The 23381-nt window shown below is 65.1% G+C and carries 20 protein-coding genes; 14 read left to right on the plus strand and 6 right to left on the minus strand.

Annotated features, from left to right (window positions below; genetic code table 11):
* Window positions 1–18 precede the first annotated feature (18 nt).
* On the minus strand, window positions 19–825 hold the full coding sequence (locus tag GT613_RS08365) for a gamma-glutamyl-gamma-aminobutyrate hydrolase family protein (protein ID WP_021409991.1): 807 nt from the start codon (window positions 823–825) through the stop codon (window positions 19–21).
* Window positions 826–1083: 258 nt separating this feature from the next.
* Here GT613_RS08365 and GT613_RS08370 point away from each other — a divergent pair, with 258 nt between their 5' ends.
* Complete coding sequence (locus tag GT613_RS08370; RefSeq protein ID WP_009609038.1) at window positions 1084–2328, plus strand: CoA transferase; 1245 nt, start codon at window positions 1084–1086, stop codon at window positions 2326–2328.
* A gap of 152 nt (window positions 2329–2480) precedes the next feature.
* Window positions 2481–3755, plus strand: coding sequence for an MFS transporter (locus GT613_RS08375; RefSeq protein WP_161170774.1), 1275 nt, complete (start codon window positions 2481–2483; stop codon window positions 3753–3755).
* 301 nt (window positions 3756–4056) lie between these two features.
* On the opposite strand, the gene GT613_RS08380 is transcribed toward GT613_RS08375, so the two are convergent.
* Window positions 4057–4818 carry an Hsp70 family protein gene (locus GT613_RS08380; protein ID WP_009305246.1) on the minus strand — a complete coding sequence of 254 codons (762 nt, stop codon included), beginning with the start codon at window positions 4816–4818 and terminating at the stop codon, window positions 4057–4059.
* 130 nt (window positions 4819–4948) lie between these two features.
* On the opposite strand from GT613_RS08380, the gene GT613_RS08385 reads away from it, so the two are divergent.
* The 7 genes from GT613_RS08385 (at window position 4949) to GT613_RS08415 (ending at window position 15372) form a co-directional block, all read left to right on the plus strand.
* Window positions 4949–6190, plus strand: a complete 1242-nt coding sequence (locus GT613_RS08385; RefSeq protein WP_035584703.1) for a CaiB/BaiF CoA-transferase family protein — start codon at window positions 4949–4951, stop codon at window positions 6188–6190.
* 223 nt (window positions 6191–6413) lie between these two features.
* Window positions 6414–7679 carry an MFS transporter gene (locus tag GT613_RS08390; protein ID WP_009305244.1) on the plus strand — a complete coding sequence of 422 codons (1266 nt, stop codon included), beginning with the start codon at window positions 6414–6416 and terminating at the stop codon, window positions 7677–7679.
* Between the two features lie 103 nt (window positions 7680–7782).
* On the plus strand, window positions 7783–9879 hold the full coding sequence (locus GT613_RS08395; RefSeq protein WP_161172585.1) for an FAD-dependent oxidoreductase: 2097 nt from the start codon (window positions 7783–7785) through the stop codon (window positions 9877–9879).
* A gap of 14 nt (window positions 9880–9893) precedes the next feature.
* A complete protein-coding gene (locus GT613_RS08400) occupies window positions 9894–10748 on the plus strand; it encodes an enoyl-CoA hydratase/isomerase family protein (RefSeq protein WP_009305242.1) in 855 nt (284 codons plus the stop codon).
* A gap of 21 nt (window positions 10749–10769) precedes the next feature.
* Window positions 10770–13358 carry an AMP-binding protein gene (locus GT613_RS08405; RefSeq protein ID WP_009305241.1) on the plus strand — a complete coding sequence of 863 codons (2589 nt, stop codon included), beginning with the start codon at window positions 10770–10772 and terminating at the stop codon, window positions 13356–13358.
* Window positions 13359–13385: 27 nt separating this feature from the next.
* A complete protein-coding gene (locus tag GT613_RS08410) occupies window positions 13386–14561 on the plus strand; it encodes an acyl-CoA dehydrogenase (RefSeq protein ID WP_009609067.1) in 1176 nt (391 codons plus the stop codon).
* Between the two features lie 13 nt (window positions 14562–14574).
* Entirely contained in the window at window positions 14575–15372 is a 798-nt protein-coding gene (locus GT613_RS08415; RefSeq protein WP_009609094.1) for a TIGR03084 family metal-binding protein, read from the plus strand.
* Window positions 15373–15420: 48 nt separating this feature from the next.
* Here GT613_RS08415 and GT613_RS08420 read toward each other — a convergent pair whose 3' ends face one another.
* Window positions 15421–15849 (minus strand): GNAT family N-acetyltransferase, encoded by a 429-nt coding sequence (locus GT613_RS08420; RefSeq protein ID WP_009609080.1) that lies wholly within the window; start codon window positions 15847–15849, stop codon window positions 15421–15423.
* 196 nt (window positions 15850–16045) lie between these two features.
* Here GT613_RS08420 and rpoN point away from each other — a divergent pair, with 196 nt between their 5' ends.
* From rpoN to GT613_RS08440, 4 genes are all read left to right on the plus strand, one after another.
* Window positions 16046–17470: an RNA polymerase factor sigma-54 gene (rpoN, locus tag GT613_RS08425; RefSeq protein WP_009609088.1), complete on the plus strand. Its 1425-nt coding sequence runs from the start codon at window positions 16046–16048 to the stop codon at window positions 17468–17470.
* A 30-nt stretch (window positions 17471–17500) separates the two neighbouring features.
* A complete protein-coding gene (locus GT613_RS15755) occupies window positions 17501–19543 on the plus strand; it encodes a sigma-54-dependent Fis family transcriptional regulator (RefSeq protein ID WP_015761437.1) in 2043 nt (680 codons plus the stop codon).
* 78 nt (window positions 19544–19621) lie between these two features.
* Window positions 19622–20389, plus strand: coding sequence for a putative electron transfer flavoprotein FixA (fixA, locus tag GT613_RS08435; protein ID WP_009305235.1), 768 nt, complete (start codon window positions 19622–19624; stop codon window positions 20387–20389).
* 10 nt (window positions 20390–20399) lie between these two features.
* On the plus strand, window positions 20400–21317 hold the full coding sequence (locus tag GT613_RS08440) for an electron transfer flavoprotein subunit alpha/FixB family protein (protein ID WP_114516492.1): 918 nt from the start codon (window positions 20400–20402) through the stop codon (window positions 21315–21317).
* 81 nt (window positions 21318–21398) lie between these two features.
* Here the strand turns inward: GT613_RS08440 and GT613_RS08445 are convergent, their stop codons facing one another.
* The 3 genes from GT613_RS08445 to GT613_RS08455 are packed head-to-tail and all read right to left on the minus strand — an operon-like array spanning window position 21399 to window position 22623.
* Window positions 21399–21737 carry a DUF86 domain-containing protein gene (locus tag GT613_RS08445; RefSeq protein WP_009305231.1) on the minus strand — a complete coding sequence of 113 codons (339 nt, stop codon included), beginning with the start codon at window positions 21735–21737 and terminating at the stop codon, window positions 21399–21401.
* The gene (locus GT613_RS08450) at window positions 21727–22014 is read right to left on the minus strand and encodes a nucleotidyltransferase family protein (RefSeq protein WP_009305229.1); all 288 of its coding nucleotides are present in this window, start codon (window positions 22012–22014) and stop codon (window positions 21727–21729) included. Before GT613_RS08450 ends, GT613_RS08445 begins: the two co-directional genes overlap by 11 nt.
* Before the next feature lie 30 nt (window positions 22015–22044).
* Window positions 22045–22623: a TetR/AcrR family transcriptional regulator gene (locus tag GT613_RS08455; RefSeq protein ID WP_114516493.1), complete on the minus strand. Its 579-nt coding sequence runs from the start codon at window positions 22621–22623 to the stop codon at window positions 22045–22047.
* Window positions 22624–22814: 191 nt separating this feature from the next.
* Here GT613_RS08455 and GT613_RS08460 point away from each other — a divergent pair, with 191 nt between their 5' ends.
* Window positions 22815–23306 carry an HsmA family protein gene (locus GT613_RS08460; protein ID WP_009305227.1) on the plus strand — a complete coding sequence of 164 codons (492 nt, stop codon included), beginning with the start codon at window positions 22815–22817 and terminating at the stop codon, window positions 23304–23306.
* The last annotated feature ends 75 nt before the right edge of the window (window positions 23307–23381 follow it).

Consider the following 23381-nt stretch of genomic DNA (forward strand, 5'->3'; position numbering starts at 1 on the left):
TGCGCCGACGTGGGCGTGCTACTTCGCGGCGGCAACCAGGGCTTCGAACAGCGGAACGTTGTTGTCGAGGTACTCAGGATGCCACTGCACGCCGAGGTAGAAGCGCCGCGATGGGTCCTCCAAACCCTCGACCAGACCGTCGCCGCTGACCGCGCTCACCTGCAGCGGGTCGGCCACGCAGGCGATCGCCTGGTGGTGCATCGTGTTCACCAGCAGCGAATGCGGCGCAGGCGCGAGGCCCTCCCAACTCGTCTCGAGCGATGCGGGCCATCCCGCCTTGCAGCCTGGTACCATGCCCTCGCCCGCGCCGTCGCACAGCACCCGGTCCAGCACGCTGCCCGGCGCGATGTCGACGCGCTGGCGCACGACGTCGTAGGGAGGCTTCTGCTGATGCGCCGCGTCGGTGAGCCCGCAGGCGTGCACGTCCTGGTACAACGTGCCGCCCAGCGCCACGTTGAGCACCTGCATGCCGCGGCAGATGCCCAGCGTGGGCAGATCGCGCTCGTGGGCAAGGCGCGCCAGCTCCAGCTCCAGAGCATCGCGCCCATCGAATACGTTCACGGTTTCAGCCAGGCGCGCTTCGTCGCCGTACGTCGCCGGGTTGAGATCCCCGCCGCCGGCCAGCACCAGGCCGTCCAGGCGCTCTACCAGTTCTCGCGCCGCTCGACGGTTCGCATCCGCGCCGCCCTCCACGGGCGGCAGCAGCACGGGCACGGCGCCGGCGGCGGCCACTCGTCGCACGTATTCCACCGTCACGCGCTCGACGGGGACGATCTCGTCCTTCTGCTCCTCTTCAACGTACGTGGTGGTGATGCCGATGATCATGTCGCTCGCCTCCGGTCGTCGTCTTCCTGCCAGCAGCATACGAAAAAGCGTCCCGTCGAGAGTCGACGCGCGAGGAATCCACAAAAGTAAAAGCAAAGGGTAGGGGGCGAGGATAGCGGGATGCCGGCGGCGTAAGAAGAGAACAGCGGCAGCGAAAGATTGGCACGCTAGTTGCTAAGTCGAAGGCCAGAGACGGTTGTCGCCCCGCCCCGCGCGGACGACGCACGATACGGGATCAGGACACAAGGAGGAACGCATATGAAGTCATCGGATCGCCCCAAGTTCGGCAACTTGCAGAACTTGAAGGTGCTCAACGCCGGCGCGGTCATCGCGGCGCCGTTCGTCTGCGAGCTGTTCGCCGAGCAAGGCGCCGACGTCATCGAGCTGGAAAGCACGGTGGCGCCCGACATGTACCGCATGTACGGCGACGCATGGTCGGTCGACCGTCGCAACCAGCGCATGATCACGCTGAACATCCCCTCGCCCGAGGGCAAGGAGATCCTGCTGCAGATGGTGAAGTGGGCCGACGTGCTGGTGGAGTCGTCGAAGGGCGGCACCTGGGAGAAGTGGGGCCTTACCGACGAGGTGCTGTGGGAGGCGAACCCCGCGCTGGTCATCCTGCATATTTCCGGTTTCGGCAACTGGGGCGACCCGGACTACGTGCGCAAGGCGTCGTTCGACCCCATCGGCCAGGCGTTCTCGGGCTACTCGAACCTCAACGGCTTTCCCGACAGCCCGCCCAGCGTGACGAAGCCTTTCACCGGCGACTTCATGACCGGTCTCATGGGCGCTTGGGCCACGCTTGCCGCTGTCATCCGCGCGCGCGAGACGGGCGAAGGCGAGTCCATCGACTGCTGCCAGTTCGAGGCGCTCGTGCGTCTGCAGGGCGCCACGCTGTCCGACGGCATCAACCACGGCATCCAGCCCATGCGCATCGGCAACGAAGACCTCGTGGGCGCGTGCGCCGGCGCGCAGAAGTGCAAGGACGGCTACTGCCAGGTGGCCGTGGGCGGCGCCGGCCCGGTGAAGAAGCTCGTCGAGTTCTTCGGGTTCGCCGACGATCCCGACTTCCAGCCGCTGGGTACCTACCCCTCCGTCACGCGCAAGCCCGGCTGCAAGAGCCTGGACGAGCCGCTGCCCGACCGCGCTGCGAAGTTCCGCGCCGCGCTGGACAGCTGGTGCGAGAAGCACACGGTTGAGGAGGTCAACCGCATCTTCGGCCAGATGGGCGTGGCGGTGAGCCCCCATATGACCTACGAGATGATGCTGAACGACCCGCATTACCAGGCGCGCGAGGTGTTCGTCGACTGCTACGACGAGATCACGCAGAAGACGGTCAAGCAGGTGAACATGATCCCGCGCTTCAAGAAGCATCCCGGCAAGATCGTGCGCGGAGGGGCGAAGTACGACGCCGACACGCAGGACGTGCTCGAGGAATTCGGCTATTCGGAAAAGGAGATCGAGTTGCTGTACGAGAAGGGGGTGCTGCGCAAGGGCGAGTAGCTCGACGGCGGACGGCGCGGCCCCGGCGCGTTCGAACCGGGGCCGCGTCGCCGCGAGAAAAGAGAGGGGAACCCTCTGGCGCCCTAACGATGGCACGGATTTTGCATATCGCTATGGCGTTGGGGATTCTCAGGTAAAACAAAGGAGGCACTATGGGAACTGAAACAATGAAGGGCAGCAACTACGCATGGGCGATCGCCGTCGCCTGCGTAGCCTTCTACGCCATCCCCTTGGGCGTCGTGGCGAACCAGGCCGGTTTGTTCGCATCGCCCGTCATGGAAGAGTTCGGCTGGTCGCGCACCGACGCGACGCTGTACATGTCCATCCAGCCGTGGGTGGCGGCTATCTGCACGCCGTTCGCCGGCAAGCTCATCTCCAGGTTCAACCCTCGCTGGGTGATGACCGCCGCGGCCGCCGTCTTCGGCTTGGCTTCGCTGGCCTGTGCTTGGTTCACCGAGCCGTGGCAGTGGAACGTGTACGGCGTGCTGTACGGCGCGTCCGCCGCGTTCTGGATGTACATCGCCACGCCGACGTTCATCAACCGTTGGTTCGCTAAGAGCAACGGCACCGTCATCGGCGTCATCGGCGTGTGCGCGTCGCTGCTGGGCGCGTTCATGAGCCCGGTCATCCAGGGCTGGATCAGCGGCTATGGCTGGCATACCGCCCGTATCATCATCAGCTTGATCGCGCTCATCGCGTCCGTCGTGCTGACCGCCGCGCTGCTGCGCGAGTCTCCCGAGAAGATGGGCGTGCTGCCCTGGGGCTACGGCGCCGCCGAGGTTGCGTCCGCGAAGTCCGAGGCCAAGTCCGTCATCGACGTCGCTGCTGACGAAGGCGCTACGGCCGCGCAGGCTCGCAAGAACCCGGCGCTGTGGCTGCTCATCGTCATGGCGGGCTTCTTCGTCATCGCCGCCGGCATGATGCAGCAGTTCTCGTCCTACGCTTCCACCGGCGCGCTGGGCGCGGCCGTGGGCGCCATGGGCGTGACCGTGTGCATGATCGGCCAGCTGTTCGGCAAGTTCGGTCTGGGGTGGCTGTGCGACCATACGGGCGCCCGCGTCTCCGGCGTGGTCGCCAGCATCTTCGGCGCCGCCGGCATCGCCATCGTGCTGTTCAGCGTCGATAACGCCATGATGTTCTACGTGGGCGTGTTCCTGTTCGGCATCGGCTTCGCCGCGCTCAACATCGTGCCGCCCATGGCGTGCCGCCAGGCGTTCGGCCAGAAGGACTACGCCAACATCTTCTCGATGGTGGCCACCGGCCTCAACGTGTTCTCCGGCTTCTCGGCGCTCATCTACGCGCAGATCTTCGACATCACCGGATCGTTCGCCGGCTGCTTCTACCTCATCATCGGCTTCTACGTGGTGACGCTCATCTGCTCGCTCGTGATCGTCCCCATGGGCCGTCGCTCCTGGGCGAAGAAGTAAGCTCGACCGCAAACGCGAATCGCACAGCGGGCCGCCCTCGGGCGGCCCGCTTGCGTTGCGGGGGCGTGTAGCGAACATTGTCGCCCCAAAAACACGGTTTCGTCGACAATTCTGTGTTTTTGGGGCGACAATGCTTCCGCTGGGCTTGCTTAGGATGATGCGAAACCCTCAAGTCTCACAATGAAAAGTCCTCAAGTCTCACAACGAAAAACCCTCAAGTCTCACAATTGGAAAAACGTCCTGGAATGGGATTCCCTTCCAGGACGTTCTCGCATGCCCGATTTATGAGGCGCCGGACGCCTTACCGGTACCAGTCCATGACCTGCTTGTAGAGGGGGAGGATCTGCTGGCGCTGGTCGCGGAAGGCGGCTTCGGCGGCGTGCAACTCGGTCGTCGTGTCGTCGGTCGCATCGGCCACGTCCACGCTCAGGGCCTGTTCCAGGCGCTTGCGCGCCTGCTTGTACGCGCTTTTCGCGCCGTGCCCCATCTTCTTCTTCGCCGCGCTGTAATAGTCGTTCGTCGCGCCGATGAGCGCGTAGCAATCGAGCATCTTCTGGATGAGGTCGCGCGTGGCCTGGTCGTCGGCCTTATGCTCGTCCGCGTCGGCCAGCGCCCGCCGGACGTCGTCATGGGCCACTTCGTCTCCGGCCGTGAACACGACGATCTCGGCGTTGCTGCGGTCGAGGTTCGCGGCCGATACGGTCAGCATGCCCGCTTCGTCGATATCGAAGCGAAGCTCGATTTGGGGCACGCCTGCGCCGCTCCACTTGATGTTGCGCACGCGGATGCGGCACAGCGGGATGTTGTCGCAGGCGAGCGGACGGTTTCCCATGAGGATGTGGAACTCGGCGGCCAGCTGGAACGAGTCGGCCGTGGAGAACATAGCGGTTGCGGTATGAGGCAGGCGCACGCCGCTGGGAACCGCTTCGGACACGTATCCGCCGGGCAGCTCCACGTTGAGCGCCAAAGGCAGGACGCCGTCGGGCGCATCGACGTGGATGCGCGCCTCCGGCTCTTCGATGCGCACCAAGTTCTTGTAGACGTCGGAATCCTTGTTCGCCATGACGGCTCCTTCTGCATCGGTCGGGTACGTCTCGATCAACCACTCGCAAATATCATGCCATGTTGGCATCAAATTTGCAGGTGAACCTTGCAGTCGCCCGGAGGCGGCGCTGTCGAGAAGGAGGAACCGTATGAAAGCTCAAGATTGCCCGAAGTTCGGTCCGCTGCAAGGGGTGAAGGTGGTCAACCTCACCATGGCCATCGCCGGGCCGTTCGCCTGCAGCCTGCTAGCCGACCTGGGCGCCGAGGTCATCGGCGTGGAAAGCCCGCGCGGCCGCGACACCTCGCGCCCCACGAACCAAGCGTTGCAGGGCTGGGGCACGCAGATGGAGCGCCGCAACACGCGCTCGCTGTGCATGAACGTGAAGGACGGCGCGGGCCGCGCCTGGTTCTTCGAGCTGCTGAAGCAGGCGGACATCCTCGTGGACGGCTTCCGCGGCGGCCAGATGGCGAAGTGGGGCATGACCGACGAGGCGCTGTGGGAGGTCAACCCGAAGCTGACCATCGCGCACATCTCGGGCTTCGGCCAGACGGGCGACCCGGCGTACGTGTCGCGCGCCTCGTTCGACGGCATCGGCCAGGCCTACGGGTGCTTCATGGAAATGAACGGGTATCCCGACCGCTTGCCGGTGCTCGCGTTTCCCCAGGTGTCGGACTACTACGCGGGCTTCATGGCCAGCATCGGCGCGTTGGCCGGCTACATCAACGCGCAGCGCACGGGCAAGGGCGACAGCGTGGACGTGGCTCAGTACGAGGCCATGCTGCGCTGCGAGGGCTTCTACGCGCTGAACTACCTGAACACGGGCGCGCTGCCTGTGCGCGAGGGTTCGCACAGCACGTCGAGCGCCGGCTACGGCACGTACATCTGCCAGGACGGCGTGCCCATCTACACGCTCATCCTGGGTCCCGGCGTGGTGCGCGCGGCGCTGCCGCTGTTCGGCCTCGAGTACGGCAGCGAACTGTTCCCCGAGGGCACGCCGGTCATCTCGTTCGGAAGCGAGGCGGGCAACGTGCTGGAGGAGGCGATGGAGGCGTTCTTCGGATCGCACACCGCCGAGGAGGCCGAGCGGCTCATGCTGGAAGCCGGCGTGCCGTGCAGCCGCATCTACACCTACGAGATGGCGGAGCGCGACCCGCACTACCAGGCGCGCGAAAGCTTCACCGAGTGGAAGAACTCCTACGACGACGAGTCGATCCGCGGCGTGAACGTGGTGCCGCGCATGAAGAACAACCCGGGGCAGATTTGGCGCGGCATGCCGCTGGTCGGCGCCGACAACGAGGACATCCTCGAAGAGCTGGGCGCCACGCCCGACGATGTCGCCAGCCTCTACGACGAGCAGCTCCTCAAGAAGGAGAACGGCCCCTTCGGCTAAACGAGGAACGGGACAAAGGGACGGGGATCGATGTCTTGTCCCCCGTCCCTTCGCTTTTCCGAGCGGCCGATCGAATAAGACGGTAGTCCCGCCCCTTGCCCCATCGAGCGAGGCGGCACCTTCCCGGTCTCGTTCCATCCCATGATCGCGTCAGCTTGGCACGGTATTTGCTCCACGTCTTTCATCGGAAGTTTCAGGGGATTTGAGACAAGGAGATGAGGACATGGGCACTGCGCGTACCAAAGGAGCCGTGTGGGCTTGGCTCGTCGTTATCGGGTGCATCGGGTTCTATTCCATCCCAACCGGCATTATCGGCAACACCTCGGGCATTTTCGTGGCTCCGGTGATGGACCAGTTCGGCTGGACGCAAACCGACACCACCATGTACCGCACCATCCAGCCGCTGGTGGCCGCCGTGTGCGCGCCGATAGCCGGCAAGCTGATGGAGAAGTACAACCCGCGCTGGATCCTCGCGGCGGTTTCGGCGGCCTTCGGCCTGGCATCGTGGGCGAGCGCCTACGCCACCGAGCTGTGGCAGTGGAACCTCTACGGCGTGGTGTACGGCGTGACGTCGGCGTTCTACATGTACCTGGCGGCTCCGGTGCTGATCAACGCCTGGTTCAAGAAGAGCGCAGGTTTGGCCATCAGCATCACGGCGGCGACGCTGTCCATCTTGGCGGCCGTTGCCAGCCCCATCGGCCAGGAGCTGATCAACCAGTTCGGCTGGCAGACGGCGCGCGCGGCGCTGTCCATCGTGACCACCGTGCTGTCGGTGGTGCTGACGGTGGCGTTCGTGCGCAAGAGCCCCACGGTCATGGGCCTGCTTCCGTTCGGCGCGGGAGAGCAAGACGATGCGGCCAACCAGTCCGCAGCCCCCGAGCCCGACGAGGGCGCCACGGTGGCGCAGGCCATCAAGTCGCCCGGCCTCTACCTGCTCATCCTCGTGGCCTGCATCTTCGTCATGTGCGCCGCCTTCTTCCAGCAGATCCCCGCGTTCGCCGCGCACGGTGCGCTGGGCGCGAGCGCAGGCGCCATGGCCGTGTCCATCATCATGGTGGGCGGCGTGGTGTTCAAGCTGGTGCTGGGCGCGCTCAACGACAAGATCGGCGTGAAGTACACGGGCATCATCGCCGCATCGTGCGGCGCCATCGGCATCCTGCTGGCCTACATCGCGGGCGAGAACGTGGCCCTGTTCTACGCGGGCATGGTGGTGTTCGGCGGCGGGTACGCGGGCCTCACGGTCATCGCGCCCATGCTGGCGCGCGCGGCCTTCGGATCGCTCAACTACTCGCAAATCTACAGCTGGGTATCCACGGGCATCTTCATCGCAACGGCCGTATCGTTCTTGGTGTACGGCATGATCTACGACACCACGGGCTCGTTCGACCTGTGCTTCATCCTGGTCATCGGCATGTACGTGCTGGCCGTCGTGCTGGTTCCCGTCACGCTGGCGGTGTCGCAGAAAGCTTGGAAGCGCCGCGGAAAGTAGGCATCGCACCTGTCACCCACGATCGCGACGTGGGCGCCGCCACCCCTGTCGGCGCCCGCACGCTGCATCGGCATCTACACGAACGAAGAGAGGATTCGAACGCATGAGCACGCAGTACCCCGTCCTGGGATCGCCGTTGCAGGTGAACGGCATCACCTTGAAGAACCGCATGATCACCACGTCCATGTCGCCGGGCGCGGGATACGTGACCAAGGACAACCGTCCCACGCAGCGTTTGGCGAACTACCTGGAGGAGCGCGCCGAAGGGCAGACGGCCCTCATCATCCAGACCATCTGCCCGTGGAAGCGCAACGACATCGATCCCGATCACATCCACGAGCTTCCCAGCTGCTACGACGAAAGCTGCATCCCCGACCTGCAGCGCTACATGATCGAGCCGGTGCACAAGCACGGCGGCCTCATCTGCGCGCAGCCGTACTACGTGCACGACTGGAAGCCCGACGCCGAAACGCCGGAAGGCCCCTACGGCCCGTCCGACATCGCCATCCTCAAGTTCATGGGCGGCTTTCGCGCCATGACGCTCGAGCAGATCGAGGCGTTCAAGCAGCAGTACTTCAACGCGGCGCGCGTGTGCAAGGAAGCCGGCTTCGACGCCATCGAGGTCATGGCGGGCGTGGGCGGCATCCTGTCGCGCTTCATGGCGCTGGCCACCAACAACCGCACCGACGAGTACGGCGGCAGCCTGGAGAACCGCGTGAAGCTGACGCTCGAGGTGATCCGCGGCGTGCGCGAGGTCGTGGGACCTAAGTTCCCCATCGTCGTGCGCTGGTCGCCCATCGACTTCATCAAGAGCCCCGCGGGTCCGGGCCTGTCCATGGAGGATGCGCTGCGCATCGCCCCCATGCTGGAGGAAGCGGGCTGCGACCTGCACGACCTTTCCGTGGGCTGGCACGAGACCAGCGAGCCGCTCACCACGAAGGCCATCGAGGACGGCCACTGGACGTTCGTCTCGCAGCAGATCAAGACCGTGGCGAAGAAACCGGTGGCGCAGGGGTATCGCAACACCGATCCGCGCGTGATGGAGCAGAACCTCCAAGACGGCAAGATGGACGTGGTCGCCGGGCTGCGCTACAGCATCGCCGACCCGGCGCTGCCCCGCAAGGTGATGGAAGACCGCACCTGCGACATGCGCCTGTGCATCGTGTGCTGCCGCTGTCTGGACGACGTGGTGAGCCAGGGCAAGCCGCTCAACTACTGCGGCGTCAACCCGCGTTTGGGCGAGGAGCTCGACCATGAAGCGTTCCCGCAGGCGTCGAAGCGCAAGAAGGTCATGGTGGTGGGCTCGGGCCCGGCGGGCATCAACGCCGCGCTGACCGCGGCGCAGCGCGGGCACGCCGTCGACCTCTACGAGGAAGGGCCGCGCCTCGGCGGGTGCGTGAAGATGAGCAGCATCTTCAGCCCCTACCACGAGCGCTACCTGGACTACCTCCTCACGCAGGTGAAGCAGCATCCCCAGATCACCGTGCATCTCAAGACGAAGGTCACGCCCGAAACGGTGCGGCAGGCCAAGCCCGACGCGGCCATCGTTGCCGTGGGCGGCAAGCCCCTGGGGTTGGACGTGCCGGGCGCCGACGGCAAGAACGTCGTCTCGTCGCACGACTTCCTCGAGATGATCAACGGCCATAAGCCCGCAGGGAAGAGGGGCGCGTTCAACAGCTTCATGTGGGGCGCGGGGTCGCTGTTCCTCAGCATGTACTACACGCCGTCGTTCGCGCGCACGATGACCGAGAAGTCGCCGTGGCCCATCAGCCGCAACGTCGCCATCATCGGCGGCGGCCTGCCGGGCTGCGAGTTCGGCCACCTGTGCATGGAGACGGGCCGCACCACCGCCATCATCGAGGAGCGCAAGAAGGTGGGCTTCGACGTGGGCGGGTCCGATCGTTTCGGGCTGATCAGCAGCTTCAAGCAGGCGGAGAACGTGGAGATGTACCCGCTCACGCGCGTCACGGCCATCACCGAGGAGGGCGTGGGGGCCGTGCAGACCACGCCGGAGGGCGACATGGAGCTGTTCATCCCCGCCAAGACCGTGGCCATCACGCTGGGGCTTGCCGAGAACCACGATTTGGGCGAGGCGTGCAAGCCGCTTGTGGACGAGGTGTACCTCGTGGGCGATTGCGAGACGCCGGGGCGCATCGCCGACGCGACGAAGATGGGCTATCGCGCGGCATGCGCGCTGTAGGAGAGGAAACGCGAGTGAGTGTCATAACCGAACGACCCGTCAATCGACCCGTCATCCCAAGCGAAGCAGCCGAAGCCGTCGGATCCGACGCGTCCTTCGCCTGCGCTCCCGAGCGCGACGTCGTGTACGCCGAGCGTCTCGAAGGCGGCATCGAGGTCGTCTATCTGAACCAGCCGCGCAAGAAGAACGCCCTGTCCGGCGAGATGATGACCAAGCTGGACGCGCTGCTGCGCGCGGCGGACGTCGACGACGGCGTGCGCGTGGTGGTGCTGCGCGGCGCGGGCGACGATTTCTCGAGCGGCGGCGATCTCGACCAGGGGCCCGCCCTCGAACCGGGCCCCGAGGGCGCGCGCAAGACGCTGCGCCGGTACTTGGCCGTGGTTCGCACCATCCGCACGATGTCGAAGCCGGTGGTCGCGATGGTGGACGGCTACGCCGTGGGCGGGGCGTTCGCGCTCGTGTGCGCCTCCGACCTCGTATGCGCGTCCGAGCGCGCGCTGTTCGTGCCGGCGTTCTGCCAGATCGGCATCGTGCCCGAGATGGGCATGATGAAGCTGCTGCCCGACCTGGTGGGGCCGCAGCGCGCTAAGGAGCTGCTGTTCTTCGGCGGCAAGATCCCCGCGCTCCAGCTGTACGACTGGGGCGTGGTGAACCGCGTGTTCCCGACGGAAACGCTCGAAGCCGACACGCTGTGGTTCGCGCGCCAGCTGGCGGGGATGCCCGACGCGTCCATCCACCTTACGAAGAACATCATGAACGCGCTGGCCGACGGCAACCTGGAAGCGTGCCTGGAAGCCGAATCGACGGCGTCGCCGTTCTGCACGACCACGAAGGCGTACGCCGCCACCATGGAGAAATTTGCCCGCTGAACCCTGCGAAGGTGAGACGATATGGCCCAGTACAACGTAGCGGAACCGTTCTTGGCGAGCGTTCGGGCGCATCCCGATAAAACGGCCGTCGTGTTCGACGGACGCGAGATCACCTACCGCGCCATGAACGATCGCATCAACCAGATGGCCGGCGTGCTCACCTGCGATTTGGGCGTGCGGCCGGGCGATCGCGTGGCCTACCTGCTGCCGAACTGCCCCGAGCTCCTTGAGCTGTACTACGCTGTCCAGAAGATCGGGGCGGTGGCCGTGCCGCTGAACTACAAGCTCATCCCGCGCGAGGTCGCCTATCTGGTGAATGCCAGCGGGGCCGAGGTGCTCGTGTTCGCCAGCCAGTTCGCCGCGTCGGTTGCCGAGGCGGCGCAATCGTTCACGTCCGACGTGGCGCTGGTCAGCGCAGGCGGGGAGGTGTCCGGCGCGCTCGATCTGGAGCGGGCGCGCGCCGGCCGCAGCACCGCCGAGCCCCCGCTGTTCCGCTACCCCGACGCATTGTCGCGCATCCAGTACACGGGCGGCTCCACGGGCCTGCCGAAAGGAGCCGCACGCACCCACGGAGCCGACCTCGTGGAGCTCGACGCCATCATGGATTCCAACGGCATCGGCGACGATCCCGACAACGTGGTGCTCATCCAGTGCCCGCTGGAGCACCACGGCGGCCACAGCTGGTTCACCATCGCGTTCGCGGCCGGGGCGACGCTGGTCATCTGCGAGGCGTTCAACGCCGAGCAGATCCTCCATTTCATCGAGTTCTACCGCGTGACGTACATGATCTTGCTGCCGCCTACCACGTACCTGCGCCTTCTGCGGTGCCCCACCATCGACCAGTGCGATCTCAGCTCGGTGCGGCTCGTGCAAAGCGCGGCCGGAGCCACCACGAAGCCCATCATCCAAGCCATCTACGACAAGTTCCCCAACGCGGTGCTCAACTACGGCTGGGGACAGTCGGAAAGCGGCGCCGGCAGCAGCCTGAAGATCACACGGGCCATGTTAGAGGCCGATTCGCCCCTGCTGGAGAGCGTGGGGCGGCCGATGAAGCACGTGGAGATGAAGGTGGTGGACGAGGACGGCAACGAGGTGCCCGACGGCGAAGTGGGGGAGGCTCTGTTCCGGTCGCGGTCGGTGATGCAGGGCTACTACGGCCAGCCCGACCTGACCGACGAGGCGTTCACGCCCGACGGCTGGCTGCGCACGGGCGACCTCATGATGCGCGATGCGGATGGGTACTACTACGTGCGGTCGCGCAAGAAGGATATGATCAAATCGGGCGGCGAGAACGTGTTCGTCGCCGAGGTGGAGAACGTGCTGCGCACGCACCCCGCCATCGACGACTGCCTCGTGTTCGGCACGAGCGACCCGGTGATGGGGGAGGCCGTGGCCGCCGTCATCCAGCCGCGCGAGGGCTCGAACCTCACGGCCGCCGAGGTGCAAACGCACTGCAAGAACCATATTTCCAGTTATAAGAAGCCCCGCTACGTGGTGTTCATGGACGACATGAAGCGCGACAGCGCGGGCAAGGTGCGCAAGCAGGATATCGTGGCGTACTTCGACGAGCGCAAGGAGCAGGCCGCGCCGCGCCACCACGAGAAGCTTCGCAGCGATCCCGACATCTACCTCATCCAGGTGCCCTACTCGGGCGGCACGCCCATCGGCTACACGAACGCCTACCTCATCGCCACCGACGAGCGCAACCTGCTGGTCGATACCGGCGTCAGCCATGAGGCGTCGTACGAGGTGCTGCGCTCGGCGCTGCAGGATCTGCGCGTTGACATGGCGCGCACCGACGTGTTCGCCACACACTTCCACATCGACCATCTGGGCCTGATCGCGGCCATCGCGCACGAAGACACGCGTGTATACCTGAGCGCGCGCGACGAAGAGCTGTTCCGCGGCCGCGGTGCCAGCTCGTATCGCGGCACGGTGAAGGCGCGGCTTTCGTGCGAGGGGTTTCCGCCGGACGAGCTGGACGAGCTGGAACGCACCGACGCCAGCCTCATCCCGCGCGTGGAGTGGCCCATGCCGGAGCGTTTCGCGAACCTGGCCGACGGGGACGAGCTGCGCTACGGCGGCTACCGGATGCGCGCCGTCGACACGCCGGGGCACACGCCGGGCCACCAATGCCTGTACCTGCCCGATCAGAAGGTCATGTTCTACGGCGACCACCTGCTGATGAACAGCTCGCCCAACATGGCGCCGTTCCCCGGCGAGGCGGATTCCCTGGGCGACTACCTGCGCAGCTTGGACAAGGTGGCGCAGCTGCCCGTGGAGTTCGCCTGCATGGGGCACGGGTTCGTCGACCCGCGGCGCCAGGCCGAGGCCATGCCCGAGCGCATCGCCTGGCTGCAGCGGCATCATCGGCAGCGGCTCGACGAGATCGCCGCGCAGCTCGAGGAGCGCCCCGGCATGACTGGCACGGAACTTGCTAAGTCCATCACGTGGAACATTCCGCATGCCGCTTGGGAGGAGATACCCATCATCCAGCGGTGGATCGTCGTGTGCGAAACGCTGGCCCACCTCGACCATCTGATGGGCGAAGGCAGGGTGCGCAGGGAGCGCGCCGGGGATGCCTACCGGTATTTCATGGAGCAACGCTAGGGAGAACCGAAGGAAAGGAACGACGGGATGGATTTCAGCTTGACCGATGAGCAGCAGCTGCTGCTCGACAGCGTCGACGAGCTCATGGAGCGCTACGGCACCGAGCAGTATTTCAAGGAGTGCGACGAGAAGCACGTGTGGCCCCAGGAGTTCACCGACGCGCTGCTGGAGAACGGCTTCCAGATGCTGGGCGTCGACGAGAAGTTCGGCGGCACCCCGGTGGACGTGACCACGCTCATGCTGGTGTCCGAGCGCATCTGCAAGAACGGCGCGCCCATCTACGTGTACGGCAACCTGTGCGCGCTCAAGGACATGACGGAGTACGGCACGCCCGAACAGCAGGAGCAGTGCTTCGCCGAGGTCATGGTAGGCAAGCCCGGTTTCGTGCTGGGCTTCACCGAGCCGGGCGCGGGCTCCGACAGCTCGTCGCTGGCCAGCACGTACCAGCGCCGCGACGGCAAGGTGTACCTGAACGGCAGCAAATCGTTCATGACGAACGCCGTGAACTCCAAGTACATGCTATGCGTGGCGCGCGATGCCGACGACGATCCCGAGGATCGCGCCAACCGCTCCCGCTTCTCCATGTGGTGGGTGCCGCTGCACGACGACGAGGGCAACCTGGCTCAGGGCATCTCCATCGAGCCGTTGGAGAAGATCGGCTGGAACATGGGCAACACCTGCGAGCTGCACATGCAGGACGTGGAGCTGGAGGAGAAGGACCTCGTGGGCGTCGAGGGCAACGGCTTCATGCAGGCCATGGTGAACTTCGAGGTGGAGCGCCTCATCGCATGCGCCCAATCGCTCGGCGCGGCCCAGTGCGCCTTCGAGGACGCGGTGCGCTACGCCACCCAGCGCATCCAGTTCGGCAAGCCCATCGGCAAGAACCAGCTCATCCAAGAGCACATCACCGACATGTACCTGAAGATCGAGAACATGCGCAACTGGGTGTACAAGACGGCCTGGAAGATCGACAACGGCGAGTCGGTGCAGATCGATTCCGCCGTGGCGAAGCTGTACTGCGGCCGCGCCGCCTTCGAGGTGTGCGACACCGCGCTGCAGGTGATGGGCGGCATCGGCTACACGAAGGACTGCCGCATCTCGCGCCTGTGGCGCGACCAGCGCGTCTACCGCATCGGAGCCGGCACCGACGAGATCATGATCCACATCGCCGGCCGAGCGATCCAGAAGCAATTCCAGGAATAGAAAGGACTTCATCATGCCTGAAATCTTCAATCCCGTGGACGACCTTATCGCCGAGCAGGCGCTGGTCGACGCCCTCGTGGCGGACTTCACCGAGGACGACTGGAACCGCATGGCGTCGTACTGCACCACCTGGACGTTCAAGGACGTCATCTGCCATATCGCGTTCTTCGACTACTGCGCGGTGGAGCTGCTGGCCGGGCGCGGCGAGAGCGTGAATGCCGTGGCCGATGCGGCATCCGAGCAGGACGAGCACTACCACGTCATGGCGTTTCGCGACCGAAGCGGCGCCGACATCCTGAACTGGTGGCGCGAGCAGCGCACGCTCATGACGGCATCCTTCCTGGAGCTGGGCCCGAAGGGCCGCGTGCCGTGGGCGGCAGGCATCCCGCACATGTCCGTGCGGTCGCTCGCGTCGGCGCGCCTCATGGAGCTGTGGGCGCACAGCGTGGACCTCTACGATGCGCTCGGCATCGACCCTGTGGTGAAGGAACGCATCACGTCCACGCTGTTCCTTTCGTGGCAGGGCCGTCCTAACATGTACAACGTGAACGGGCTCGCGTTCGATTCCGAGATCCCGATGTACCTGGAGCTGACGCTTCCGTCGGGCGAGCTGTGGACGAAGGGCGAGCCGAACGATAAGAACTACATCAAGGGCTCGGCGAAGGATTGGGCGCTCGTGGCCATCCGCCGCCGCAACTGGATGGACACCGGCCTCGAAGTGGTCGGCGACGAGGCGCGCACCTACGCGGGCATCGTGCAGACCTACGCCGGCCCCGCCGATCCCGCGCCGCAAGCGAAGAACCCGCGCTAGGTCGTTCGCAAAACCGTCCTGAGGGGGGGGGCGACCCCCTTCAGGACGTTACCGGTAGATCATGGGGACGGGGCGGCAGGCGGCGAAATCGGGGCAGGTGTCGCAGTCTTCGCCGAGGTCGGGCGAAATGCGCTCGCGCTCTACCTGCTCGCATCCCAGCGCCGTGTAGAACGGAACCGCCGGGCCGCGTGCGACGAACAGCAGCGCGCCGTAGCGTGTCCGAGCGTCCTGCATGAGCGCGCGTCCCACGCCCAGCCTGCGCGCCTGCGGGTCCACCACGATGGGGCTGACGTACCGATCGCCTTCGGCTTCGACGATGCGGATGAACCCGACGATGCGGTCCCCGTCCAGCGCGACGTACGACGTTCCGCGCGGGGTGAGCGTGCCCATGCCGGCGTCTTCGGCCAGGCGCGCGATGGCGGCGGCGTCCTGCTGGGTAGCTTCGCGGATGGTGGGGGTTGATGGATCGCACGTCATGAAGGGGTCCTTCCTGAGCTTTCTCCATAGATTAGTAAAACAATTAGCAAAAATCGTGCTAGAGTTTATAATATCGCATAATTGGTTGAAAATTTCACGGAATCATCTTAAAATGAGAGCATGAGCACCGCTCGTCGGTGAAATCGCGCGGCTGTCGAGGGGAAGCGGCCGAAGCGCGTCGCAGCAAGGGGGTTGCATGTCGGATTGTCCGAGCCAAGCCGTACGCATGGAGGCGCGCTCCAACGTCTCGGTGCGGACCAAGCAGCATTTCGCTCCCACGGCCATCCAGGGCCTCGAGGTGCTGTCGCTGCCGGTCGCGCGCCTGGACGCGTACGTGCGCGACCTGGTGGAGCGCAACCCCTTGCTCGATTTCGACTACGATCACGGTTCCCTCTCGTTCGAGGAGCTGCCCGACGAGGAGGACGGCGACGCTGCGGCCGATGCCGAAACGGCTGCCGAGGGGTTCGATGCGCGCCCGCCGTCGGCGATCGCCTGGGATGCCCGCGGGTTCGACCTGGCCCGTCTGCGCGACGAGTGCTCTCAAACGGAAACGCTGCACAGCCATGTGCGCATGCAGCTGACGGGCGTGCGCGTCGGCGAAGAGGACCGCGCTCTGCTCGACGCCCTTATCGAGAACATCGACGACGACGGGTACTTCTCCGGCAGCATGCATGCGCTCTGCGCCGAAGCGGGGCGCTCGATAGAGGACGGCCAGCGGCTGCTCGAGCTCGTGCAGCAGCTGTCGCCTCGCGGCGTGGGCGCGCGCGATCTGGCCGAATGCCTTGCGCTGCAAATCGACGACGGCCTTCCCTATGCGGACGTGATTCGCGACATGCTGCGCACCGGGCTGGACGACCTCGCCGAAAACCGCACGACGAAGCTCATGCGCGTCTACCATTTGACCATCGACGACCTTGCCGCCATCCGCGAGGTCATCTGCACGCTCGACCCTCGCCCGGGCTCGTCTTTCTCGCAGCGCAAGGGCACCGTGTACGTCATCCCCGACATCACCATCAGGCGCGATGGCACGGCCTTCTCGGTGCAGGTTACCGGCGAGCTGTCGGAAACGCTGGTGCTCAACGGATCCTACGACCGCATGGAGCAGCGCGGGGGCATGGACGACGAGGCGCGGGAGTGGCTGCACGAGAAGCGCGCCGAGGCGGATGCAGCGCTGGCGAACATCGACCAACGGCGCCAGACGCTCCATCGGTTCGGCGTGTATCTGGCCGAGGTCCAATACGATTTCTTCATGGGCGGCGAGGCGCGGATGCGCCCGCTCACCATGCAGCAGGCCGCCGATGCGCTGGGCGTGCATGTGTCCACCATCAGCCGCACGGTGCAGGACAAGTACGCCCTCACCCCGTGGGGCGTGTTCCCGCTCAAGCACTTCTTCTCAAGTTCGGTCGCCTGCACGGCCGAGGAGCGCCGCCATGCGCTGTCGTCGCTTGCCATCAAAGACCGCATCAAAGACCTGGTGGCCCAAGAGGACCGTCGCACGCCTTTGAGCGACGCGACGATCACCGCCATCCTGAACGGCGAGGGCGTGGACATCAAACGGCGAACCGTGGCGAAGTACCGCGAGGCGCTGGGCATCGGCCGGCAGTCGCAGCGAAGACGGTAAGGTACTCGATCGAAAGGGAGGGGAGCGTACGTGGTATATCGAAAAGAACACGCGATAGAGGCCTGGAAGACGTTCGTCAGCACGGGCACCATCCTCGAAGACAAGGTGCGCCCCGAAATAGCTCGCTCATGGCTTCGATGCCGCGCCGCCGGCGTGAACCCATGGTCGAGCGATTTCACCGAGCAGAACGTCGCGCTGCTGGAAGAGAAGCGGCAGCGTTTCGCGGCATCGCTCAAATCGACCGCTCCGGTGATGAAGTTTCTGAAGGAGATGCTGGGCTGCAACGTGTCGTTGATGGACGGCGAGAACTTCGTGTTCGAGCTGATGTCGCCCTTGGCGGTGTATCCGCGCACGTTCGGCACGTTCACGCGCGAAGAGGAGGTGGGCACCGGCAACGCCACCCTGGTGGCCTACGAGAAGAAGCCGGTGCGCGTCGACGGGTTCGAGCATTATCGCGCCATCGTGCAAACATATTCGGGCGTGTCGGTTCCCTACCTCGATGCCGCGGGAAAGTACTACGGCGCGATGAACATCAACAGCCCGTTCGCCGTCTTGCCGCAAAGCGCGCTCGAGCTGTGCCGCATCGGCGTCTCGTTGACGAACGACTTGCATCGCGCCGGTGCGAAGGCGGGCGCTTTGCTGTCCACGGTCGACTTCTTCAAACCGCTTATGCTGGCCTACGAGCACCCGGTGCTTCTGATCGACCCCAACGGCCGCATCCTGGGCGGCAACGCGGGCATGCGCGCATATTGCCCGGGCTGGGAGCAGTATTCGTACGGCTCGCAATCGCTCGGCGCCTATCTGGGAAAGGACTTCTCCGTGCAGGACGTGCTCGATCTGCCGGACAAGCTGGAGGCACCGCTGCCCATCCGATTCAAGAAGGGGCGCTCGCGCGCGGTGCACGAGCTCAACCTCGTGCGGCACGGCAAGGTGGAGGTCGAAGGACAGGAGCCGTTCGTCATGCTCGTGTTCGAAGACGGCAACGAAGCCGAGCGCAACGCCCGCAGCGCAACCGGCCGGCGCAGCGACGCCGCAGTCATGCCGACCGGCGACAAGGTGGACTACATCGGGGAAACCGAGGAGTGGAAGAAGATCGACCGCATGGTGCAGAAGGTCGCGCCCATCAAGACGAACGTGCTGCTGTTGGGCGAGACGGGCACCGGCAAGGAAGTGGTGGCCCGCGCGCTGCATCGTCGCAGCGGACGCACCGGCGAGTTCGTGGCCATCAACTGCGGCGCCCTGCCGCGCGACTTGCTGGCCACCGAGCTGTTCGGCTACGAGGGCGGGGCGTTCACCGGGGCGCGCGAGACGGGCGCGGTGGGGAAGTTCGAGTTCGCGGACGGCGGCACGCTGTTCCTCGACGAGATCGGCGAGATGCCGGTGGACATGCAGGTGAGCCTGCTGCGCGTGCTGCAGGAGCAGAGCGTCACGAAGCTGGGATCGAACACCGCGAAGACGCTCGACGTGCGCGTGATCGCCGCGACGAACCAGAACATCGAGCGTCTGATCTCCGAGAAGAAGTTCCGCAGCGACCTGTACTACCGTTTGAGCCTTGTGGAGATCCGCCTGCCTCAGCTGCGGCGGCGCTCCGCCGACATCCCGCCGCTGGTGGATTATTTCAACGGGCAGCTTTCCTCGGTGCTCGAGGTGCCGTGCACGCCCTTCCCCGCCGAGACCATCGAGGCGCTGCAGGCTTACAGCTGGCCGGGCAACGTGCGCGAACTGCGCAACATCGTGGAGCGCTGCCTGATCATGCAGGGCCAGGGCGCCAACGTCACCGTGGATTCGCTGCCGCCCCATATCGCGAATGCGGCGAACGCCATGCCGGACGGCCCGGTAGCCCACGCCGCCGTGGCCGTGCAGCAGGATGCGGGGGCGATGCGGGAGGGCGTCGAGGACGATGCGGTGTCGGAGGAGCGCCATCTTGTGCAGGCGCTGCTCGCGCAGCACGAAGGCGACCTCGCGGCGGTGGGGCGGCAGCTCGGATTGACGCACGAAGAGCTCTCCGAGCTGCTCAACCGCCTTCACCTGCGCGTTCGCGTGGTGCTCGAAAGCATGGACGACGCGTTCTAGAGCGCTTGGGCAGGCTGGCACGCTTTTTGCTTTTCGAAGGTGCGGAACCGCATTCCCGAGAAGCAAAAGGAGTGATTCATGAACATCGTTGTGTGCTACAAGATCGTGCCCGACGAGCAGGACGCGGTCGTGCAGGCCGATCGCACGCTGTCGTTCGAGCGCGCTGCGCTCAAAATCGGCGATTACGACCTCAACGCCGTGGAAGCCGGCGCGCAGCTGGCGTCGGCTTCCGGCGCGTCGCTTGTCAGCCTGACCGCCGGGGGCGATCCGGTGGAGGACTCGAAGTTGAAGAAAGCCATCCTCGCGCGCGGGCCGCACGAGAACGTGGCGGTGAAAGACGCGTCGCTGCCCGAGGCCGGATCGGCGGTGACGGCGCGGGTGCTCGCAGCGGCCGTCAAGCAGCTGGACGACGTGAGCTTGGTGCTGTGCGGCGAGGGGTCGGCCGACCGCTATGCGCAGCAGGTAGGCGTGCAGCTGGGCGAGCTGCTGGGGCTTCCTACCGTCAACGCCGTCAGCTCCATCGAGCTCGACGACGGCGTCGCGCATGTCGAGCGCACGGTGGGCGCGGTGGTCGAGCGCCTCGACGTGCCGCTTCCGGCCGTGCTGTCGGTGGTCGCCGACATGAACACCCCGCGCATCCCCTCGATGAAGGACATCCTGGGCGCGGGCAAGAAGCCCTCGCGCGTTCTTTCCTTCGAAGATGTGGGCTTCGACGGCTTTGACGAGGCCATCGACGTGGTGAGCACGCTTGCGCCCGAGCAGCGCGATCGCGCGTGCGAGATCCTCGAAGGCGATGACGACGAGACGATCCAGGCGTTCGCGGCACGCGTGCGCGAGCGGCTGTAAGGAGGCATCCATGAGCGATAAGACGATTGCGGTGTTCGCCGACACGGCGGAAGCGTACGAGGAGCTGTGCAGCGGGGCGCGGGCGCTGGGAGGGAGGCCGGTTGCGCTGTGGGCCGGCGACGAGGCCGACGCGCAGCGCATCGCGGCGTGGGGTGCGCGCGTGATGCACGTCGGCGCCGTTCCCGAGGGTGCGCTGTACGAGGACTGCGTTCCCGCGTTCCAGGAGGTCGTCCAAGCCGAGCAGCCGACGTTGATCCTGGCGCGCATGTCGAAGCGCACGCAGTGCGTGGCGGGCCGCCTTGCCGTGCGTCTGGGCGTGCCGGTGGTCACCGACGCGTCGCGCGTGAAGCTTGACGACGAGGGCGTCGAGGCGGCGCACATGGCGTACGGCGGTGCGGCCGAGCGCGTCGAGCATGCGCGGGGGATGGCGATCGTGCTCGTGGGCTCCGGCGTGTTCGAGATCGACGAAGCGCCGGCTGCCGGCACGGTGGAGCGCGCGGCGGCGTCGATCGAGCCCGGTCCCATCAAGCTGGTCGGGCGCCAGGAGAAGCAGGAGGAGGTGGTCGACCTCGGCTCCGCGAAGGTCGTGGTGTGCGTGGGCCGCGGCATCCAGAACAAGCAGAACCTAGGCAAGGCGCAGGAGTACGCGGCGCGCATCGGCGGCGAGACGGCTTGCACGCGCCCCATCGCCGAGGGCGAGGGTTGGATGGCGCACGGTCGCTACCTGGGCGTTTCGGGTGCCGTCGTGAAGCCCGACGTGTACATCGGCCTCGGCGTGTCGGGCCAGGTGCAGCACACCGTGGGCATGGCGGAATCGCAGTTCGTGGTGGCCGTCAACAAGGACAAGAACGCTCCGATCATGAAGCACTGCGACCTCGGCCTCGTAGCCGACCTGGAAAAAGTGCTCCCCGTGCTCGCAGCTCTCTAAACGACCCGTTAGCCTCCCATTGTAGCGAAAGTGGTCCCCTGTCGTCCTTTTCCCGGGATGGCAGGGGACTGAATGTGATCGCTATTCGTTTTCCAGTATGGCTTCTAGCATCGTGCGAAGCGACGGAAAGTCGTCCGAGACGGTTGCGTATACGTCTTCCATGCGCAACGTTTGATACTTGTGCGCAGCTATGTCGCGAAAGCCGGCAATGGCTTTCCAGGGCACCTGGGCGTGTATAAGGCGAAAGCTCTCGGTAAGATTTTTAACGAGTTCCCCTATGTTGATAACCGTCATGCATACGGCACGCTTGAGCTTCTCATCTTCGAGGAATGAAGCGAGATCCTCGTTCTGCATGAGCGATTCGGCGATGGCTATTTCGTCGAGCACTTTGCCGACGACGGTTCGATCTCTATTGTTCATAGAGCGTTACCGTTTTTCCCACATCCAATATAGAGCCATCGGGAATGGGCGCATGCACGATGTCGACCGATGTGCCAAGATCCTTCTCCAGCCGATCGCGCAGCGATGCAAGCAGGAGGAGCGAAACGGCTATCGAGGTGAATTCGATTAATAGATCGACGTCGCTTTTTTCGGTCTGACGTTCTTCCGCATACGATCCGAAAAGGTCGACCCTTTTGATCGGAAATTCATGCGCGGCATTGTTCACGCTTTCGGAGATGGTGGCTATATCGAGCATGTTGGCCTCCTTTCGTATTGTTGCATTATCTCATGCGAATGGGGGCTCGTACAGCGTGCGGCGCAACAGGGCGAACAGGGTTTCGCATCGAGGGTCGCCTCGCTTGATGGACGAAAGCATGCTGCCCCAGACGAACGCGCACAGCGGTTCGGGGGCCAGCGCTCCCAGCAGGCGGTCGTGCGCCACGTTCGGATCGCGTTCGAGCGCCACCACGAGGCCGCGGCGGATGTGCGCGAAGCACGCCTCCTCGCGCTTGCGCGCCGATGCCAAGCCCTTCGCGTCGAGCGCGGCGACTTCCGTCAGCCAGTCGTCGCGGAACCTCGCCAGCGCTCCCGACAGCTGGAGCGCAAGCCCCTCGCAGAAGCCGATGAAGTCATCGCCGGCAATGGCTCCGGGCATGCTGTCGGCCAGCGCTTCGTTCCAGAATCGTCCTACCACGTCGTTGACCAGGTCGTATTTGGTGGGGTAGGAGTTGTACACGGTGCCCACGGCTACATTGCATGCGCGCGCGACCTCGCGGATGCTCAGCCCGGAAAGACCCGATTCGCTGGCAATCGCGAAGGCGGTGTCGAGGATCTGCTGTTTGCTGATGACGGGTTTGTTGCCCATGCGCACCTCCCGCGTGCGGAAGCTCGGGATCCGGTCGTTTCCCTCATTGTAGAGGAAGACTCATGCGTAGCTCGTGAAGAAATGGTGGTTGATTTTCGTCCGTCATTGCCTCCGAGCGCAGGCCTCTCTAATATGAACGTTGTTCATTAATGAACTTAGTTCATATTAGCAAAGAAGAAAGGAGCGCAACGATGAGCATCGAATTGATCGTGGCGAGTGTCGCCATCACCTGCGCGCTGGTTCTGTACACCTTCGGAGTGTTCGGGGAGCGTCGTTCGGGAACGTTGTCGCTGCGCCATGTGCTGCTGTTTTGGGGCGGCCTCGTGTGCGATACCACCGGCACGATGATCATGTCGAACATCGCGCAGCAATCGTCCGCAGGAGGATTCGGGATCCACGCGGTCACCGGTCTGCTTGCTATCGTGCTGATGCTCGTGCATGCCGTTTGGGCCACGGTCACGTACGTGCGTCATAACGAGCGGGGGATGCATCGATTCCACACGTTCAGCACGTTCGTGTGGCTTGCGTGGCTCGTCCCGTACATCATCGGCATGCTGGTGGGTATCCCGATGATCCATCTGCAGGCGGTGTGCGCCATCGGCACCAGCGTCGTGGTGGTTGCCGTGCTGGCGTTCGTGCTGTTCCGCGGCGGGAAGGGTCATGCGCATACCGCCGCGCACTAGGCGTTGGCTTTCAGAGTCGCGAGCGGCATGCGCGCTCGCTATCAAATCCGGGATCGCGATCGGGCGATCCCGGAT

The organism is Eggerthella sp. BIOML-A4 (assembly GCF_009875575.1).
In the GTDB taxonomy this organism is placed as follows: Bacteria; Actinomycetota; Coriobacteriia; order Coriobacteriales; family Eggerthellaceae; genus Eggerthella; species Eggerthella lenta.

Bases quoted from the DNA above. Each gene is read 5' to 3' on its own strand.
- GT613_RS08385 (WP_035584703.1), top strand. From the start codon at position 4,949: ATGAAAGCTCAAGATTGCCCGAAGTTCGGTCCGCTGCAAGGGGTGAAG.
- GT613_RS08390 (WP_009305244.1), top strand. From the start codon at position 6,414: ATGGGCACTGCGCGTACCAAAGGAGCCGTGTGGGCTTGGCTCGTCGTT.
- GT613_RS08365 (WP_021409991.1), bottom strand. From the start codon at position 825: ATGATCATCGGCATCACCACCACGTACGTTGAAGAGGAGCAGAAGGAC.
- GT613_RS08380 (WP_009305246.1), bottom strand. From the start codon at position 4,818: ATGGCGAACAAGGATTCCGACGTCTACAAGAACTTGGTGCGCATCGAA.
- GT613_RS08455 (WP_114516493.1), bottom strand. From the start codon at position 22,623: ATGGGCAACAAACCCGTCATCAGCAAACAGCAGATCCTCGACACCGCC.
- GT613_RS08410 (WP_009609067.1), top strand. From the start codon at position 13,386: ATGGATTTCAGCTTGACCGATGAGCAGCAGCTGCTGCTCGACAGCGTC.
- fixA (WP_009305235.1), top strand. From the start codon at position 19,622: ATGAACATCGTTGTGTGCTACAAGATCGTGCCCGACGAGCAGGACGCG.
- GT613_RS08450 (WP_009305229.1), bottom strand. From the start codon at position 22,014: ATGCTCGATATAGCCACCATCTCCGAAAGCGTGAACAATGCCGCGCAT.
- GT613_RS08395 (WP_161172585.1), top strand. From the start codon at position 7,783: ATGAGCACGCAGTACCCCGTCCTGGGATCGCCGTTGCAGGTGAACGGC.
- GT613_RS08440 (WP_114516492.1), top strand. From the start codon at position 20,400: ATGAGCGATAAGACGATTGCGGTGTTCGCCGACACGGCGGAAGCGTAC.
- rpoN (WP_009609088.1), top strand. From the start codon at position 16,046: ATGTCGGATTGTCCGAGCCAAGCCGTACGCATGGAGGCGCGCTCCAAC.
- GT613_RS08445 (WP_009305231.1), bottom strand. From the start codon at position 21,737: ATGAACAATAGAGATCGAACCGTCGTCGGCAAAGTGCTCGACGAAATA.
- GT613_RS08415 (WP_009609094.1), top strand. From the start codon at position 14,575: ATGCCTGAAATCTTCAATCCCGTGGACGACCTTATCGCCGAGCAGGCG.
- GT613_RS08420 (WP_009609080.1), bottom strand. From the start codon at position 15,849: ATGACGTGCGATCCATCAACCCCCACCATCCGCGAAGCTACCCAGCAG.
- GT613_RS08375 (WP_161170774.1), top strand. From the start codon at position 2,481: ATGGGAACTGAAACAATGAAGGGCAGCAACTACGCATGGGCGATCGCC.
- GT613_RS08405 (WP_009305241.1), top strand. From the start codon at position 10,770: ATGGCCCAGTACAACGTAGCGGAACCGTTCTTGGCGAGCGTTCGGGCG.
- GT613_RS08460 (WP_009305227.1), top strand. From the start codon at position 22,815: ATGAGCATCGAATTGATCGTGGCGAGTGTCGCCATCACCTGCGCGCTG.
- GT613_RS08370 (WP_009609038.1), top strand. From the start codon at position 1,084: ATGAAGTCATCGGATCGCCCCAAGTTCGGCAACTTGCAGAACTTGAAG.